The organism is Methylobacterium sp. Leaf113 (genome assembly GCF_001423325.1).
Taxonomy (GTDB): Bacteria; Pseudomonadota; Alphaproteobacteria; order Rhizobiales; family Beijerinckiaceae; genus Methylobacterium.
Genome location: NZ_LMNJ01000023.1, coordinates 1 through 17,437 on the forward strand (window position 1 = coordinate 1; position 17,437 = coordinate 17,437).

At 67.8% G+C, this 17,437-nt stretch carries 16 protein-coding genes; 7 read left to right on the forward strand and 9 right to left on the reverse strand.

Translation table 11 applies throughout. The features are described from left to right. Positions 1-59 precede the first annotated feature (59 nt). Both ASF60_RS23765 and ASF60_RS24520 read left to right on the forward strand, forming a co-directional pair. Positions 60-1,015, forward strand: a protein-coding gene (locus ASF60_RS23765) for an IS630 family transposase (protein WP_156634106.1) whose coding sequence is annotated in 2 segments (ribosomal slippage) — positions 60-399 and positions 399-1,015 — 957 coding nt in all. Because the reading frame shifts where the segments join, the coding sequence is not laid out codon by codon here. A 185-nt stretch (positions 1,016-1,200) separates the two neighbouring features. After that, a complete protein-coding gene (locus ASF60_RS24520) occupies positions 1,201-1,359 on the forward strand; it encodes a hypothetical protein (RefSeq protein WP_156634108.1) in 159 nt (52 codons plus the stop codon). A 109-nt stretch (positions 1,360-1,468) separates the two neighbouring features. On the opposite strand, the gene ASF60_RS14020 is transcribed toward ASF60_RS24520, so the two are convergent. Continuing rightward, positions 1,469-1,906, reverse strand: a complete 438-nt coding sequence (locus ASF60_RS14020; protein ID WP_162241322.1) for a hypothetical protein — start codon at positions 1,904-1,906, stop codon at positions 1,469-1,471. Positions 1,907-2,262: 356 nt separating this feature from the next. Beyond that, positions 2,263-3,456, reverse strand: coding sequence for a tyrosine-type recombinase/integrase (locus tag ASF60_RS14025; RefSeq protein ID WP_082507962.1), 1,194 nt, complete (start codon positions 3,454-3,456; stop codon positions 2,263-2,265). Between the two features lie 412 nt (positions 3,457-3,868). On the opposite strand from ASF60_RS14025, the gene ASF60_RS14030 reads away from it, so the two are divergent. Then, positions 3,869-4,126, forward strand: coding sequence for a hypothetical protein (locus ASF60_RS14030; RefSeq protein WP_244476780.1), 258 nt, complete (start codon positions 3,869-3,871; stop codon positions 4,124-4,126). Positions 4,127-4,193: 67 nt separating this feature from the next. Here the strand turns inward: ASF60_RS14030 and ASF60_RS14035 are convergent, their stop codons facing one another. The 4 genes from ASF60_RS14035 to ASF60_RS14050 form a co-directional block, all read right to left on the reverse strand. Then, positions 4,194-4,667: a MucR family transcriptional regulator gene (locus ASF60_RS14035; protein WP_056185878.1), complete on the reverse strand. Its 474-nt coding sequence runs from the start codon at positions 4,665-4,667 to the stop codon at positions 4,194-4,196. 330 nt (positions 4,668-4,997) lie between these two features. Beyond that, positions 4,998-6,359, reverse strand: a complete 1,362-nt coding sequence (locus tag ASF60_RS14040) for an NTP/NDP exchange transporter (RefSeq protein ID WP_056185881.1) — start codon at positions 6,357-6,359, stop codon at positions 4,998-5,000. Beyond that, positions 6,356-7,081: an NADPH-dependent F420 reductase gene (locus ASF60_RS14045; protein WP_056185884.1), complete on the reverse strand. Its 726-nt coding sequence runs from the start codon at positions 7,079-7,081 to the stop codon at positions 6,356-6,358. Before ASF60_RS14045 ends, ASF60_RS14040 begins: the two co-directional genes overlap by 4 nt. Next, positions 7,071-8,012 (reverse strand): aldo/keto reductase, encoded by a 942-nt coding sequence (locus ASF60_RS14050; RefSeq protein ID WP_056185887.1) that lies wholly within the window; start codon positions 8,010-8,012, stop codon positions 7,071-7,073. Before ASF60_RS14050 ends, ASF60_RS14045 begins: the two co-directional genes overlap by 11 nt. 424 nt (positions 8,013-8,436) lie before the next feature. Here ASF60_RS14050 and ASF60_RS24525 point away from each other — a divergent pair, with 424 nt between their 5' ends. Continuing rightward, on the forward strand, positions 8,437-8,808 hold the full coding sequence (locus tag ASF60_RS24525; protein WP_156634110.1) for a PilZ domain-containing protein: 372 nt from the start codon (positions 8,437-8,439) through the stop codon (positions 8,806-8,808). Between the two features lie 145 nt (positions 8,809-8,953). Here the strand turns inward: ASF60_RS24525 and ASF60_RS14055 are convergent, their stop codons facing one another. Together ASF60_RS14055 and ASF60_RS14060 are read right to left on the reverse strand one after the other, a co-directional pair. Continuing rightward, the gene (locus ASF60_RS14055) at positions 8,954-9,850 is read right to left on the reverse strand and encodes a GGDEF domain-containing protein (protein ID WP_056185891.1); all 897 of its coding nucleotides are present in this window, start codon (positions 9,848-9,850) and stop codon (positions 8,954-8,956) included. A 324-nt stretch (positions 9,851-10,174) separates the two neighbouring features. Beyond that, positions 10,175-12,832, reverse strand: a complete 2,658-nt coding sequence (locus ASF60_RS14060; protein ID WP_056185893.1) for an MGH1-like glycoside hydrolase domain-containing protein — start codon at positions 12,830-12,832, stop codon at positions 10,175-10,177. A gap of 415 nt (positions 12,833-13,247) precedes the next feature. Here ASF60_RS14060 and ASF60_RS14065 point away from each other — a divergent pair, with 415 nt between their 5' ends. The 3 genes from ASF60_RS14065 to ASF60_RS14075 all read left to right on the forward strand — a co-directional run bounded on the left by ASF60_RS14065 (position 13,248) and on the right by ASF60_RS14075 (position 16,272). Continuing rightward, positions 13,248-14,555, forward strand: a complete 1,308-nt coding sequence (locus ASF60_RS14065) for an alpha/beta hydrolase (protein WP_082507974.1) — start codon at positions 13,248-13,250, stop codon at positions 14,553-14,555. Positions 14,556-14,800: 245 nt separating this feature from the next. After that, complete coding sequence (locus tag ASF60_RS14070) at positions 14,801-15,214, forward strand: DUF1236 domain-containing protein (RefSeq protein WP_056186573.1); 414 nt, start codon at positions 14,801-14,803, stop codon at positions 15,212-15,214. A gap of 179 nt (positions 15,215-15,393) precedes the next feature. Beyond that, positions 15,394-16,272 carry a LysR substrate-binding domain-containing protein gene (locus ASF60_RS14075; protein ID WP_056185900.1) on the forward strand — a complete coding sequence of 293 codons (879 nt, stop codon included), beginning with the start codon at positions 15,394-15,396 and terminating at the stop codon, positions 16,270-16,272. Between the two features lie 86 nt (positions 16,273-16,358). Here ASF60_RS14075 and ASF60_RS14080 read toward each other — a convergent pair whose 3' ends face one another. Next, positions 16,359-17,372: a zinc-binding alcohol dehydrogenase family protein gene (locus ASF60_RS14080; RefSeq protein WP_056185901.1), complete on the reverse strand. Its 1,014-nt coding sequence runs from the start codon at positions 17,370-17,372 to the stop codon at positions 16,359-16,361. Positions 17,373-17,437 lie beyond the last annotated feature (65 nt).

Below are 17,437 nucleotides of genomic sequence, written 5' to 3' on the forward strand. Positions count from 1 at the left end.
GGGTTTCGAGGGCGGCGCAGATGTGATTCGATGCGCGGCTTTCCAAGGAGGAGAGCTGGATGCCCTCAGCCCTGTCAGCCGATCTGCGTGAACGCGTCGTGGTGGCGATCGAGGCAGGCGCCTCACGCCGGGAAGCCGCTAAACGGTTCAAGGTCAGCCCCGCCAGCGCCGTGCGCTGGCACGAGACCTTCGTGCGGGAAGGGCGCACACGGGCAAAGCCGATGGGCGGCGATCAGCGCTCGCACGCCATCGAGGCCCAGGCCGACCTGATCCGGCAGACCTACGAGGCGAAGCCCGAACTGTTCCTGCGCGAGCTACGCGCCCGACTGGCCGAACACGGCCTGCGGGTCGGCGTCAGCAGCCTGTCCCGTTTCTTCAAGCGCCACGGCATCACGCGTAAAAAAACACCGGTCACGCCGCCGAGCAGGATCGGGAGGACGTGAAGGCGGCCCGCCTGGCCTGGTTCGAGGGCCAGCCCGACCTCGATCCGGACAGCCTCGTGTTCCTCGACGAGACCGCGACCAACACGAAGATGGCGCGTCGCTACGGGCGGGCTCCACGGGGCGAACGCTGCCGGGTGGCCGTGCCGTTCGGACACTGGAAGACCATCACGGTCACGGCGGGGCTACGGGCCAGCGGCCTGACGGCGACCGCGCTCTTCGACGGACCGATGACCGGCGCTCGCTTCCGCAGTTATGTCGAGGAGACCCTGATCCCGACCTTGAAGCACGGTGACACGGTCGTGCTCGACAACCTACCCGCCCACAAGGTCAGCGGCATCCGCGAGCGCATCGAGGCAGCCGGTGYCCGCCTGCTCTACCTGCCGGCCTACTCCCCCGACTTCAACCCCATCGAACTCGCCTTCGCCAAGCTCAAAGCCCTTCTGCGTGCCCACGCTGCTCGCACGCTCGCAGACCTCTCCGACACCATCAAGCAAGCCTTCGGCCGCTTYACACCGGACGAATGCCGTAACTACCTGATGGCCGCAGGCTACGATGCCTTTGACCCAACTTGATCGGGTGCAGCTCTAGNAGCAAGCCTTCGGCCGCTTTACACCGGACGAATGCCGTAACTACCTGATGGCCGCAGGCTACGATGCCTTTGACCCAACTTGATCGGGTGCAGCTCTAGCTGCCGTAATCGAGCCCAGCTTGGATCTAAGACGTTCGCACGCCAGTTGATGGGGAAAGGAGCCATGCTATGACCCTCTCTCCGTTTAAAACGCTGGATCTCGTTCGACTTCCTGACGGTCGCGTTGGAGCTGTGGTCGGCGTTTGGAATCTCGGCGAAGCCTATGAAATCGATGTCGGCAACGTCCGCGAGACGTGGTCGGCCGACGACTTGACGCCTACGGCCTAACTTCCAACGGTGGAGGCGCGCTGATGAGTGGATCTAGCAACGATTCATCTCATCGCTCGCCGCTTGGACCACGATCCACGCCCCCCTAAAGGCTGCGAGCTGCCGGAGCCTACGGCTTACCCGCAGCCTTCTTCGACGGCTCAACAGGCTTGATGCTTCCTGTTTCAGTCACACGATCCCGGGCCTGATCGAATCGCTTCTTAGAAGCGATGAGCTCGCGCTGCGAGCTGGCAAGCTGCCCCTTAGCAGTGTCCCGAGCAGCAGTAGCATGGCTGAGCTCCTGTTGAGCGGAGGCGAGCTTGCCTTGCCACTCATGCAGCAGTTCGATGTTCGCCTGTTCCAACTGCTTTTGCCGCTCTACAAATCCATCCCTATCCGCTTGCAGGAGGCTGACCTGACTCGTGAGATCGCGGTTTGCCGAAGCTTTACTCGCGTAGGCTCCCCAGCCTGCGAGGGCATAAACTCCCAGGATCAGAGGCACCGCCACAGTGCGTGTTGGCGTCCACGCAAAAAGCACCCGGATCTTCCAGCGTAGCAGTTCCAGCATGCTAGTCATGGATCCGTTATCTTTCATCGCATGCGGCGGACCGTGGTGATCGGAACGGCCGATTAATCAAGCTCTCGAAAATGGGCGTGCAGCGTTAACAGGCGCTTACAATGCCACGTGCATTCGCTGGAGAGGAATGCGCACCAAGATCGCTACGGTGCTACCTCAGTCATCCAGCCTTCGCATCGGCCCTACCGTTGGGCTCGGCTCTCAGCGAGCACCCGTCCAGCTACGTCCAGGTTGAGCCGGTACAAGCCTACTCAAAATGTGGGGTATTTTGAGGGGTGCGCTCACGCCACCAAGCGAAAAGCGACATCAAATCATTGACTTGAATAATTGAAGTGGCGGAGAGGGGGTCAGGCAGCAAAAAGCCGAGGCGCACTTCGGACGATGAACTCGCGCCGCTTGTCAGCCAACACCTTGGCGTAGGTCTTCTCGATCATCCGCACGCTCGTGCCGCAGTTCTCAGCCAGAACCGTTAGCGGCATCTCCGCCTCGATGGCCCGTGAGATGTAGGAGTGACGCAGCGCGTAGAACGTGCCCTCCAGATCAAGACCGGCCTTGGCGACGGCCTCCTTCATCGGTCGCTGCTGGTCGCTCTGCTTCCAGCCTTCGCCGTCCGGGCGTTTAAGCAGCGGCTCACCCTTAGCCCGCGTTCCCGCGACGCGTGCGAAAAACGCTACCGCCTCTGGCTGAAGAATCACCGTGCGGGGGCCGGTCTTTCCACGCGGCACGTTCAGCGTCTCGCGGGCGAGGTCAAAGTGGCGCACCTCGCAAGCACAGAGTTCCCCGTAGCGTGCACCGGTTAGGAAGCCGGCCGTGAGGAGGTCGCGAAAGGCGGGGCTGCTTGCAGCTTCGAGCAGGCGCAACATCTCGGGCACGGTGAAGTGTACCTCGCGCGCGCGCGCCACGCCCTGAAAAGGCCGGACGAGTCGCCACGCGCTGTCGTCAGTGAGCCGGTTCGCTGGATCACCGACCGCGTGATTGAGACACGCCTTAACGATGCTAAGTACACGGTTCGCCGTATCCTGACTGCGCCGACGCCGCTCGGCGTCACCATCCGTGCGCACGAGGCCGTCGCGCCACGCCTCCAATTGGCGGCGGGTCAGATCCTCGATACGGCTCTCGCCGAAGCGCGGCAGGAAGATGCGCTTCAGCCGCAACCGAGCATCGTAGGCCGTGCGGCTGCTGCGTGCCTCCAGACTTGTCCAGTATGCTTCGGCAGCGCGCTGTACCGTAAGCGGGATCCCGCGCTTGGTGCCGGCCTCATCGCCCTGCGCCGCCGCCTTCGCCCGTTCCTGCGCCTCCCAGAATGTGAGGATGGTCTCGCCATCGCTCTCGGAGAGATCGTCTGCCATCGCGATCCGCTTCGTCCAGGTGCCGCTGTCCCGTTCGGCGACACGGACAACCCAAGAGCCGGCGGTCGCGGTGCGGCGGTAGCCGAGCGAGACGCCGGGGATAACACGCACGAATACAGGCTTGCCGGCCACCGGTAGCTTTAACCGGTTGGTACGAGTTTCGAGTTTGGGCGCGCGGGCGCTGCGGGGCATGGTCGCGTGTCCAGTTTGTGTCCTGCCGACGTACCTAGTACGTACCGCACGATGCTGGACGTGCCAAGCGTGTGATCGCCAAAAAAGTTAGCTGTGGCAGATAGATAGCTGGACGTTCCTGGACGTTATCGGACGAACCCACCCGGCCCTTTCACGGCGAAAACACGGGTTCGATTCCCGTAGGGCGCGCCACTCTACTCAGGCCTACGGGCCGATCGACCGCCCCCTCCATCGCTGACGTCTTCGTGACCGCTGTCGCAACACGCATCTGCGTGCCGCCCTATGTTCAGGCGATGGGTCCGATGTCTCGCGAGCGCTGTCCGACGACCGAACTTCCCAAGCCGGCCTGCGCGGGATCGGACCGGCGCGAGCCCGTGTCGCCCCGGCACCCTGCATGGCCGGATCCGCGATCGTGAGCGGCGGGGCTCGTCCGCCGCGCTGCGTCCACTACGTCGGCTTCCGCGACGATCGCTACCAGAACGCCTACCGGGTGTTCGGCGGCCCCCGCGTCATCCACCGGCGCTGGGATTTCTACGCGACCCGCGATGTCGGCCCGGACGACGTGGTGATCTTCGCCGAGGGCGACGAGACCCAGGCGATGGCCACGCGGAACGCGACCGATCTCGACGAGCGCTGGCTGTTCGGCGCAACGCCCCTGCCCGACCCCTGAAAACGAGGAAACCCCGCGCCGGTGACGGCAGCGGGGCTTCGGACGTCTCGGCGCGCAGAGACGCGCTTCAGGCGGCCTTCTTGCCGCCCTTGGCCTTCGGCTGCACGTCCTCGTCCTCGTTGCGGTTGGCAACCTGGCCGAGGCCGATCGACTTGGCCAGTTCCGAGCGCATGGCGGCGTAGGACGGTGCGACCATCGGGTAATCGGCCGGCAGGCCGTAGCGCTGGCGGTAGCTGTGCGGGTCGAGACCGTGGCTGCTGAGGTGACGCTTCAGGGTCTTGTAGCTCTTGCCGTCGAGGAAGCTGACGATGCCGTCCGGCGTCACCGACTTGCGGATCTGGGCGGCGCTCGGCTTCTCGATCTCGGCTTCCTCGGAAACCGGAGCGACACCGCCGGCGAGGCCGCTCAGGGACGCATGCACGTTGCGGATCAGATCCGGCAGATCGCTCGGGCGAACCGGGTTGTTCGAAACATAGGCCGCCACGATGTCGGCCGCGAGGTCGACGAAGTCAGTTGTTTGAATTTCGGTATTTTCGGACATGCGAACTTTTCTTTTCCTGCGCCCCCAGACGGCAAATCGCCCATCTGAAGGCATTTATCAAGCGCCAGCCGCCAATTCGGTCGACCAACAGGGCAGATATGCACGATTCGGATAGGAGATGTCCACAACTCCGAGGCTACCGTGAAGGTTGTTCCGCACGAATATTGCTGGATTGTTCCAGCGCGAAGCGGTGAATCTGTCGGGTGCAGGGCGCTCTGCCATGCGGATCGCCGCCTGAGCGGGCCTGATCGCCACGCCCCGGAACGGCCGGCATCGCACCGGAGCGATGGCGCGCGCGGCGGCCTCGACAGGAGAGTCCGCCCCGGATGCTTAAGACTTCGTGACTTCGGGTACGGTCCGCTCGTCCGTCAGCGCCGCCCGCTGGCGTTCCGACTGCCGGCGGCCGAGCCAGAGGCTGTTCAGGAGCCAGAGCGCCGACAGGGGAATGGCGGTCACCGCGACCGCCGTCGAGCCGAGCCCCAGGGCGCCGATGCCGGCGAAGGACCAGGCGCCGAGCTGGTCGCCGGTGCGATACACCACGGTGTCGATGAAGTTCTTGGCCTTGTAGCGATCCTCGCGCGGCACGACGGTGAACAGCACCTCGCGGATCGGGCGCGCGATGGCGAAGTTCCCGGCCCGCCGCAGCACCTGAAACACCACGATGGCGGTGATGGTCGGCGAGACCGCGAGCGCGGCGAAGCCGAGGATGCTGGCGGCGGGCAGCAGCGCGAGGGCGGGGCCGACGCCGATCCGGCGTACGATCCGCCCCGTGAGGAAAAACTGCACCCCGAGCGTCAGCAGATTCACCAGGAGGTCGACGCTGGCGAAGAAGGCGGTCTGGGCGCCGCGATCGGGGAAGCTGCGCTTGGCGATGCCGGCCTGCTCGAAATACAGGAAGGTCGAGGTCACGGAGAACAGCAGCAGGAACAGGCCGATGTTCAGCAGATAGGGCGAGCGGACGGTGCGGGTGATGCCCGCGAAGACGCTGCCGCCGATCGCTTCCGCGGGGTGCGCCTCTGCGCCGATCGCCGCGCCGGCGCCTGGGGCCCGGTGCAAGCGGTCGGACAGGCGCGCGAGCCCGCGCATGCTGAACACGGCCACTTCGAGGAGGAGCGCCGCGCCGAGCAGGAGCGCCCAGGTCGGGGCGTCGCGGGCCAGGATGGCGGTGGTGGCCGAGCCCGCGATGGCGCCGAGGGTCGCGCCGGCGGCGATGAAGCCGAACAGGCGCTTGCCCTGCTCGGTGGAGAACACGTCGACGATGGTGGCCCAGAACACCGAGACCACGAACAGGTTGAAGATCGAGAGCCAGATGAAGAAGGCCCGGCCGATCCAGACGTCGCCCTCGGGGCCGGCGAGATAGAGCCCGCCGGCGAACAGCAGGATGTTGGCGGCGAAGAACCGGTAGGTCAGCGGCACGAAGCGCGCGCGCGGCAGCGTCTTGACCAGCCAGGCGAACGGAACGTTGAGCGCCAGCATGCCCACGAGCGTGCCGGTGAACAGCCACGGCAGGTTCTCGATCCCGCCGGCGACGCCCATCTGGTCGCGGATCGGGCGCAGGACGTAGTAGGCGGCCAGGATCGAGAAGATGTAGGCCCACGACCAGGCGAGGGCCGGCGCCTCTCCCGGTCGCACATCGACCAGGCGCCCGAGCCAGGTCGATGCGCGCGGGTCGGCGCCGGCCCCGGCCGTCACCGCGACACGCCCAGACGGGTTGCCAGTTCCGGCGCGGTCAGGTCCAGGCCGAAGCCCGGCGACCCCATGGCGAAGCTGTCCGCCTTCGCCAGCGGCCCGACCGGTACGGGATCGAAGCCCGCATCGGTCACGAGTTGCGCCACGCTCTTCAGCGCCTCGGCGTCGTCGCCGGCGATCGGGATGGCCATGCGGCCGCCGTCGCGGCGGGCGTTCTTGGCGAAGACCTTGTAGTTGGCCGCATTGAAGGCCCGGACGACCCGGGCGCCGGCGAGATACTTGGCCGAGACCGCCGCGATGCCGTTCGCCTGTACCTCGCCGTAGACCTCGCCGTCGCGGGCCTGGGTCGCGTTGCCGGCATCGATCACGACCTTGCCCGTCCAGGCGCCCGCGTAATCCTGCGCGAGCTGCGGGTAGGCCTTGTAGGGCACCGCGACCAGGATGACGTCGCCGAAGGCGATCGCCTCGGCGGGCGTGCCGGCGCGGGCTTTCGGTCCGAGTTCCTTGACCAGGGACGTCAGCGTCTCGGGATGGCGGGAGGACAGCATCACCTCATGCCCGGCCTTCGCCCACAGCCCCCCGAGGGTGCCGCCGATATTGCCGGCGCCGATGATGCCGATCCGGGTCGGCTGTGCCGCCGTCTGGGCCTGGGCAGGCGCCGCCGATCCGAGCGCGAGGGCGGCGAGCGCCAGGATCGTGCGGCGGGAAATGAACCTAGAGTGCATCGACGAAGGCCTCCATTCGGGTGCGTTGGGCGGCATCGGGCAGGCGGCCGCGCGCGGCCCCGAGGTTGTCCTCGACATAGGCGGCCTTGGCCATCCCGGGGATCGGGCAGGTCACCGCCGCGTGCCCGAGGACGTATTTCAGGAAGAATTGCGGCCAGGTCGCGCAATCGAACTCGGCGGTCCAGGCGGGAAGCGCCCGCCCCTGCACGGCCTTGAACAGGCGGTCGCGCCCGAACGGCACGTTGACCATCACGGCCATGCCGCGTTCGGCGGCGAGCGGCAGGATGCGCTCGGCGGCGCGGCGGTCGTCGAGGGCGTAATTGACCTGAATGACGTCCAGCGTCTCGCGCTTCATCAGGGCTTCGAGGTCCCCGAACTGGCTGTCGCGCCAGACCGTGACGCCGACGTAGCGGATCTTCTTCTGCGCCTTCAGCTCCCGCAGGGTGGCGAGATTCGCCGACGGATCGATGAGATTGTGGACCGCGATGAGGTCGATCATCCCGGTGTTCAGGCGCTTGAACGAGCGGGCGATCTCGGCGGCGCCGGCTTCGCGGCCCGGCGTTCCGACCTTGCTGCACAGGAAGACCTTTTCGCGCAGGCTGCCCTGCCCGGGGATGCCATCGGGAGCGAGGATCAGGCCGAGCACGTCTTCGGCTGTGCCGTAGCTCGGCGCCGTATCGATGACGCTGCCGCCCAGGGCCACGAACCGCTGCACCGCCTCCCGCAAGGGGGCGATCGCCTCGGCGGTAGGCTCGACCTCGTAGCGGCGCGAGGTGCCGATGCCGATCACCGGAAGAGTCTCGCCCGTGGACGGGATCGGGCGTCGCAGCAGGGCGGCCGGCTCCGCCGCGACGGCGGGCGTGCCGAAGCGGGACAGCGACAGGGGCAGCAGGCCGGCGCCGGCCAGGACGGCGCGTCGGGAAGGAGGCATCGGCAGGGTCTCCGGCGGGACGAGTGCGGAGCTTCATCTAGGGCCGTGCGTCGGACTTCGACATGGGCCGACTTCGACATGGGCCGACTTCGACATGGGCCGACGTCGACATGGGCCGACGTCGAGATGGGCCGAGTCCGGTATCGGTGCCGCCCTGACGAGCGCGTGGCTGCCGCAGGGAGACGTTGCCGCCGGCGCTCCGATCGGTGCGGCCTAGACCCCGGAGGCCATCGTCGACACCTGGCCGGGTTCCCGATGCCTGTGCCGATCGCGCCCGGCGGTCTTCCACTCTGGTCTGTCGGGGTTGTTGATGCGGCACCAAGAGGCGGAGCCGAAATTCAGTTTCGTTTCCGATACAGACAAGGCATGATTGAATACCGATGGTCGGGTGGTATATTGACGATAAGAGCCTGGGAACAGTTCTTTGACTCAAGATCAAGATGCTGCGTTGCACGAAGATCGGGCAAGCAGGAGCAAAACGGAATGGATCGGTCTGATCAGGACGCATGAGGGAACTGAAATTCCCTGCAGCGTGAAAGATGTTTCGGCGACCGGAGCCAAGCTCAGTGTCTCCGAGAACATCCAGCTCCCGTACGAATTCATGCTCAAAGTTGTTGGAATGGATTATGTGTGCGCGGTGGCGCTCGCGTGGCGCGTGGGAAATCTCGTCGGCGTGCGGATCGTGAAGTTCGCGAAGCTGGTCCCCAAGCGGGTTCTTCCCGCGGACTCGCGCGAAGCGACGGATTGGGCGCCGCATCAACGCCATGGCACCCGCCGCTATCGCCGGCTCGACTGATTCATCGCTTTGCCGTGACGATCAGAGGCGCGGCCCGCCACCGACCCGGCATCGGCACCTCCCTCCGATGCCGCGATCAGCGACGGCCGAAGCGGAACGCGGATGGTCCGGGATCGCGTGTCCGAGGCCGCGGCGGGAGGCGCGGTCAGACGAACTCGGTCGTCAGCTTGGCGCTGGTGAGGGCGACGCGATCCCGTCCCGCGGCCTTGGCGGCGTAGAGCGCGAGATCCGCCCGTTTGAGCAGGGTTCCGACCTCGTCGCCCTCGACCCAGCTGCTCACGCCGATGCTCACCGTGAATCGCAGCGAATTGGTCCGGTCGAGCATCCGGCGTGCGGAGCATTGCCGGCGGATGCGCTGCGCCACCACCGAGGCGCCGCCGAGACTGTGCCCCGGCATGACCAAAGCGTATTCCTCGCCCCCGATCCGGCCCGCGAGGCTTCCGGTTTCGCGCAGGATCTGGGCGACGCTGCGGATCACCAGGTCGCCGACGTCATGGCCATGGCGATCGTTGATGCTCTTGAAATGGTCGATGTCGATCTGCAGCACCGAGAGGGGCTGATCGGCGGAGGCGGCGTGGAGTTCCGCGCGGGCCAGACGCAGCAGCGCGCCGCGATTGAAGAGCTGCGTCAGGTGATCCGTGTCGGCCTGTTTGATCAGGGCATGCTGCAGCTTCAGGACCCGCTCGGCCGCGCGCAGCCGTCCGTACAGCTCCCGCGAACTCGGCGGCTTGGCCAGAAAGTCGTCTGCCCCGCTGTCCAGGATTTCGTCGATGGGTCGGGTGTCGCGTGCCGACGACATCGCCAGGATCGTGAGCGGGCGGCGGTCATCCGCGAGGGCGCGCAGGGACCAGCAGAGTTCCAGTCCATCCAGGGGGTGAACCTCCAGGCTGGTGAGGACGCAGGTCGCGGCCGGATTTCCGGCGACATAGGCGAGCGCCGCCGCCGAATCCGCGAACTCGACGACTGTATGGCCCCCATGCACCAGCATCCGGGCGATCGCCTTGCGCATTAGCCGGCTCGAATCGACCAGAACAACGTGCATAACGGCCCTTCTGCGGACTGATCGAGCGAACCGGATGCCGGGGCGGGTGCGATCGGGTGGAGCGTGTCGGCGGACGCCGGATTCAGAGTGAGTTCGAGCTGTCGCACGTTGGAATTGACGTGAACCGTGGAGGGGGTCGATGCCTCTTGCGGCCCTGCTCGCGACGCTTAAATTCGCCTTCTTGATTCCACAATGACCGGTAGAATTTACGGGTTCCCTAATTCTACCGGTTGAGTTTCCGAGTTTCCGGGTGAACCGTCGCAGATTCAGCGGCATCTTCCCCGAGCGGAAGACGGTGCTGGCGCGCGGTGGTCCGGCCCGGCGCTACGCGGGCGCCCGCCGGGCGCGGGTGTGCAGCAGGTTGAGGATCAGGGCCGTCCAGCCGGTCTGGTGCGAGGCGCCGAGGCCGCGGCCGGTGTCGCCGTCGAAGAACTCGTGGAACAGCAGCGCCTCTTCGGTGCCGGGCGCCGGCGCGATCGGGGGCCGGTCGCCGAAGATCGGGCGCCGGCCCTCGGAATCCTTGGTGAACAGGGCGATCAGCCGATCCTCCAGGGCGTCCGCGATGGCGCTGAGGGTGAGGTGGGCGCCGGAGCTGGTCGGGTATTCCACCAGGAAGTCGTCGCCGTAATAGGTGTGGAAGCGGCGTAGGGCCTCCACGATCAGGTAGTTCATCGGCATCCACACGGGGCCGCGCCAGTTCGAGTTGCCGCCGAACATGTTCGAGGTGGAATCGGCCGGGTCGTAGCGCACCGTGAAGGAGGCGCCGAACTCGTTGAGCGCATAGGGCTGGTCCCGGTGCGCCTTCGACAGCGAGCGCACGCCGTGGGCCGAGAGGAACTCCGCCTCGTCGAGCATCCGGCGCAGCAGCGCCTTCATGCGATGGCCGCGCAGCAGCGACAGCAGCTTGCGGTCCTGCACGCCGCCCTCGTCCCAGCGCGACACCAGGCAGGCGAGGTGCGGGCGGTGCTCCAGGAGCCAGTTGAGGCGCCGGGCGAAGTCCGGCAGGCGCTGGAGCACCGAGGGCTCGATCACCTCGACGGCGAAGAGCGGCACCAGACCGACCACCGAGCGCACCCGCAGGGGCAGCATGCCGCCGCCGGGGATATCGACCTCGTCGTAGTAGAACTCGTCCTCCTCGTCCCACAGTCCGAAGCCCTCGCCGCCCATGTCGGTCATCGCCTCGGCGATGAGCAGGAAGTGCTCGAAGAACTTCGACGCGGTGCTCTCGTAGACGTCGTTGTGCAGGGCCAGCTCGAGGGCGATCCGCATCATGTTGAGGGCGTACATCGCCATCCAGGCGGTGCCGTCGGCCTGGTGGATGCGGCCGAAGCCGGGCGGTGGGCGCGAACGGTCGAACACCCCGACATTGTCGAGGCCGAGGAAGCCGCCCTGGAACACGTTGCGGCCGTCCGCGTCCTTGCGGTTCACCCACCAGGTGAAGTTGATGAGAAGCTTGTGGAACACGCCCTCCAGGAAGGCGATGTCGCCGCGTCCGCCGCGCCGGTCCCGATCGATTTCGAACACCCGGTAGGTGGCCCAGGCATGGACCGGCGGGTTGGCGTCGCCGAACTCCCATTCGTAGGCCGGCAGCTGGCCGTTCGGGTGCATGTACCATTCGCGGGTGAGGAGCAGGAGCTGCTTCTTGGCGAAGTCGGGGTCGAGCAGGGCGAGCGGCAGGCAGTGGAAGGCGAGGTCCCAGGCGGCGAACCAGGGATATTCCCACTTGTCCGGCATCGACAGCACGTCCGCCCCGGCGAAGTGGCGCCAATGCACGTTGCGGCCGCTGTCCCGCTCCTTCGGCGGCACCGGCTGGAGCGGGTCGCCCTTGAGCCAAAGCCGGACGTCGTAGGAATAGAGCTGCTTCGACCAGATCAGGCCGGCGGCGGCCTGACGGTAGATGGTGCGGGAATCGGCATCCACGAGGCCGTCCTGGAGCGACTCGTAGAAGGCATCGGCCTCGGCGACCCGGCGATGCACGATGGTGCCCTCGCGGTCGACGGGACGGGCGCGGGTGCCCGCGGACAGCCGGAGCGTGACCCGCGTGGTCTCGCCGGGTTCGAGCTGGCGGAAGTAATGCAGGCCGAGCTTGGTGCCGGATTCCCGCCCGACGGCGCCGTCGTCGCCGTCGACGATCGCCGCGTGCAGCCCGTCCTTGAACGGGCCGGGGGCGTCGGGCTCCCAGCCGTGCAGGCGCAGGTTGGTGTCGTTCTCGCAGAACAGCGGATCGGGATAGCCGTCGAAGCTGAGCCGGTAGAGCCCGAGGCGTGGGTGGTCGCAGGCGATCGCGCCGTCCGGGCGCAGGGTCAGGGCGGGCCGGCGATGGCTGGCCTCCTCGCACCACGACCAGGTGTTGCGGAACCACAGCTGCGGGATGATGTGCAGGTCGGTGGTCTCCGGTCCCCGGTTCACCGCCGTGATCACCACGTGGATGTCCTCCACGTCCTCCTTGGCGTATTCCACGGTGACGTCGAAGAAGCGGTTATCGGCGAACAGCCCGGTGTCCTCGATCTCGTATTCCGGCTGGTCGCGGCCGCGCTGCAGCCCCTCCTGCACCAGATCGTCGTAGGGGTAGGCGCCCTGCGGGTAGCGGTAGAGGAACTTGAGGTAGGCGTGGCTCGGGGTCGCGTCGAGGTAGTGATAGACCTCCTTCACGTCCTCGCCGTGGTTGCCCTCCTCGTTGGCGAGGCCGAACAGTCGCTCCTTGAGGATGTGGTCGCGCCCGTTCCAGAGGGCGAGCGCCAGGCACATCTGCCCGCGCTCGTCGCAGATCCCCGCCAGGCCATCCTCGCCCCAGCGATAGGCCCGCGAGCGCGCCTCGTCATGCGGCAGCGAGCGCCAGGCATTGCCGTCGCGGCTGTAATCCTCCCGCACCGTGCCCCACTGACGCTCGCTGAGATACGGCCCCCAAAGCGACCAGGGGCGTTCGCCGCGTCCCTGCTCGGCGATGCGGCGACGCTCGGCCCAGCCGTCGAGTTCGCTCACGTCCGCCCCCGTTCGCCGCCGGCCGGACGCGGCGCGCGGATGCGGGCCGCCGTCGCCGCGAAAGGGAGGGTCGGCGCTGCGACGGACGGTGAAGCGGGCAACGGTGAGGCGATCATCAGGTCCGGTGGGGTCGGGGTCAGGGCAGGCGCCGATGCATCATCAGCGCCAAGCTCACCCGACGCGTCGCGATTTCGCAACCACGGCGGCCCAGCAGGCGGGGCGGCGCCTTCACGTCATCGTGTGATCGCCCGTTTCCTGGCAGGTCGCGAGGCAATTCGGAAGGTGGAAGCGCCGTTTGGCGGTGCGGCGACCGCGTCCCCGCCGCAATACCGGTCCAGGGCTCCAGCCCGGGCTTAACCTCTGGTTAACCGACGGGCCGTCTCGGTCCGGTCACAGGGAGACACGCGTGGCGAGCATGACCATCGGGACGACAGCGGACCGTAGAGTCCGGGCGCGACGGCTGATGCCGGTCCTGGTGCTGCTTCTCGCCCTGCCCGCCTGTGCCGGGCGCCCGACCGGCGTGCTCCTGCCGGTGGCCGCCGGGGTGACGGCACCCGGAACCTCGCAGGTCGAGATGCTGGTGGTGACGAACCGCAAGAGTGCGGGCGCGCCCGGGGAATTGTTCTCCGGCGAGCGCGGCGCGGCGGTGAGCTACACCGATCTCGCCGTCTCGATTCCGCCCGATGCGACCCGCGCGGCCGGGACCGTGCAATGGCCGAAGGCCCTGCCGGGCAATCCCGCCACCGACTTCGTCGCCCTGCGGGCCGATCCCCTGGCGCGCAAGGACGTGCCGGCCTGGACCGGGCGTGCCCTGAAGCAATCGCGCAAGCGCCAGGTGCTGGTCTTCGTGCACGGCTTCAACAACCGGTTCGAGGATGCGGTCTTCCGCTTCGCCCAGATCGTGCACGATTCCGGGGCCGAGGTGGTGCCGGTGCTGTTCACCTGGCCGTCCCGCGGCAGCGTCCTCGCCTACGGCTACGACCGCGAGAGCACCAACTTCTCCCGCAACGGCCTGGAGACCCTCCTGCGCGATCTCGCCAAGGACCCGAAGGTCGGCGAAATCACCGTCCTTGCCCATTCCATGGGCAACTGGCTCGCGCTGGAAAGCCTGCGCCAGATGGCCATCCGCGACGGCCGCGTCGCCGCCAAGATCCGCAACGTGATGCTGGCCGCCCCCGACGTCGACATGGACCTCGCCCGCGCGGCGTTCCACGACATGGGCAAGGACCGGCCCCGCCTCACCCTGATGGTGTCCGGCGACGACCGGGCCCTGGCCGTGTCGCGCCTGGTCTGGGGCGATTCGGTCCGCCTCGGCGCCATCGACCCGAACCAGGAGCCCTACCGCTCGGAACTGGAGCGGGAGAACATCGGCATCCTGAACCTGACCGGGGTGCAGTCGGGGGATTCGCTGAACCACGGCAAGTTCGCATCGAGCGAGGTGGTGGCGCTCCTGGGCAAGCGACTGGCCGATGGACAGCCGATCTCCGACAGCCATGTCGGGCTGGGCGACAAGCTGGTCCAGACGGCGGCCGGAGCGGCCTCGACGGTCGCCACCGGAGCGGCGCTGGCGGTGGCGGCGCCGGTGGCGATCCTCGATCCGCAGACGCGGGAAACCTACGGGCAGCACCTGTCCAATGTCGGGCACGGCGTCACCGATACGGTCGGCTCGACGGTGGATCTGGCCGGCGCCCCCATGCGGGCCGTCACCGGCACGCCCGAATGATGCCCTTCGGTCCGCTCCGCTATGCGTCCCGGGATGTCGTCGGGGTCTTCCGCATCAGCCGAGCCCCGCATCAGCCAAGCCTCGCATCAGCCAAGCCCCGCGTCAGCCAGGCTCCGCATCCTGGCTGCCGCCAAGGGTTACCGGTCTCCGCCGCGCCGTGGTGAGACCGTATCCCAAACCGTTCATCCCCCCTCGTTGACCGGCCCGGTTCGGGCCTGCCTGGAGTTGATCCCATGACCCTCCCCATGACCCTCGCGCGTTTCACGGCCGCATCCGCCCTGGTTCTGGCGGGCCTCGCCACCGCGCAGGCGCAGGGCCTCGTCCAGGGGGCGGAGGAAGGGGCGGCGCGCGGCGGGATGGCGGCCGGGCCGCTCGGGGCCGTGGTCGGCGGCGCCATCGGGGCAGCGGTCGGCACGGCCAACGGCATCCTGGGCATCGACCGGCGCGAGCGCTTCCGGATCTACACCACGGCCGAGCGCCGGCCCTCCTATGCCTATGCGGGCAACCTTCGGGTCGGCTCGGTGCTGCCGGAGGACGGCATCGTCTATTACGACGTCCCGGCGGAATTCGCGATCTCGGGCTACAACTACACCATCGTCAACGATCACCCGGTGCTGGTGGAGCCGCGCACCCGCCGGGTGGTCGAGATCATCGACTGATCGGCTCGGCGCGGTCCGGACTCAGGGCAAAGGCGGGACGCGCTCCGGCAGCGACGCGTCCCGCCACGGGGATACGAGCCCGATCTCGTCGGGCGCACCCGGAGATGACCGGGTCCGCGTTGCGAGCGATGCGACATCTGCATAGATGGATCGGCATCCAGCAGAATCGCGATTGAGCCATGCGCCGCCCGGATCTTGAGATCGATCTCCTGCGCGCCTTCGTGGCCGTGGCCGAGACCGGCAGCTTCACGGCCGCGGCGGACGTGGTCCACCGTTCACAATCGGCGGTGAGCCAGAAGGTCCTGCGCCTGGAGGAGATCCTGGGGCAGCGCGTCTTCGAGCGCACCAGCCGGACCCTCGGCCTGACCCCGGACGGCGAGCGCCTGCTGGTGGCGGCCCGGCAGATGCTGGAATTCAACGATGCGGTGATCCGCGCCTGGCACGAACCCCCGGCCAGCGGGACGCTGCGTCTCGGGGTGGCGGAGGATTTCATCCCGGGCCAGTTGCCGAAGCTCCTGGCCCGGTTCGGACGGCTCTATCCGGGCGTGCATATCGACCTGATGACCGGCCTGAGCTGCACCCTGCTCGAGGCCTACGACGCCGATCGGCTCGATGCGGTCATCGCCAAGCGCAGCGGCGCGAGCCCGCGCGGCCGGGTGATCTGGCGGGAGCCGCTGGTCTGGCTGGCGGCCGCCGACTACCAGCCGGATTTCAGCAGACCCGCCCGTCTGGTGATGCTGCCGGCCCCCTGCAGCTATCGCGACATGATGATCGCGGCGCTCGACTCGGTCCGTTGCGAATGGGTCGCGGCCTGTACGGCAAGCAGCCTGATGGGTGTGCAGGCTGCTGTGGCCGGCGGCCTCGGGGTGACGCTGCTCGGCCGCTCCTTCCTGCAGGAGGGTTTGCAGATCCTGCGCGCGCCCGACCTCTGGCCCGCCCTGCCGATGACGGAGGTCACGGTGATCGGCGAGGACCGGGCCGGCGCCCTGATCCGGCCGCTGATCACCTTCCTGACCGAGAGCCTCGCGGGCAGCGACGGCCTCGCCCTGGTGGCCTGACGCGGAGATGGCGCCGCCGTTGCGGGGCCCTTGCCCCCTGGCGGCCCTTCCCCCCCAGCGGCCTCTGCCGCCCCTGCCGCGCGTGCTCAGAAGCCGGTCAGCACGGTCTTGCCGATGCTGCGTCCGCTCTCCTGCGCGGCGTGGGCCCGGCGCAGATTCGCGGCGTTGATCGGGCCCATCTCCTCGCGAAACGTGCTGCGCAGGAGCCCGGCATCCACGAGGCGCGACACTTCGGTCAGGATACGGTGCTGCTGGTCCATGTCCGGCGTGCCGAAGAGGCTGCGGGTGAACATCAGTTCCCAGTGCACCGACAGGCTCTTGCGCTTGAACGGCACGATGTCGAACGTCTCCGGATCGTCGATCAGCGCCAGCGCACCCTGCGGCGCCAGGGCGGCGACGAGGGCGTCCCGATGCTGGTCGCTGCCCGCCAGGCTGGCGGCATAGCGAACCTGCGGAATGCCGATCCGGGCGAGTTCCTGGTCGAGGGGCTGGCGGTGATCGATGACGTGGTGGGCGCCCATGGCGCGGCACCACGCCTCGGTCTCGGGACGCGAGGCCGTCGCGATGATGGTGAGCCCCGTCAGGCACCGGGCGATCTGGGTCAGGATCGAGCCGACGCCGCCGGCGCCGTTGACGATGAGGAGCGCGTCGGTGCCCGCCATGACGCCGTAGGGCACGCGCAGGCGATCGAACAGCAGCTCCCAGGCGGTGAGCGCGGTGAGCGGCAGGGCGGCGGCCTGTTGCGGGGTCAGGGTCTTCGGGGCGAGACCGACGAGGCGTTCGTCGACGGCGTGGAATTCCGCGTTGGTGCCCGGCCGGTCGAGGGCGCCGGCATAGAACACGGCGTCGCCCGGTTGGAACAGGCGGACCTCCGGGCCGGTCGCCGCGACGATGCCGACCGCATCGTAACCGAGGATGTGGGGCCGGCCCGGTTCGGGCGTGACGCGGCCCCGGACCTTCACGTCGACGGGATTGACCGAGATCGCCTGGATGCGGACGCGAAGATCGCGCGGGCGCAGATCCGGCTCCGGCAGGTCGAGATCGATCAGAGCCTCGGGCTCGGTGATGGGCAGGGAGGTGTGAAACCCGACGGCCTTCATGGGGATGCTCCTGATCGGCGATGCGGAAAGCTGCCGATACCTGTCGGGTCGGCTCCGCGGGAGGA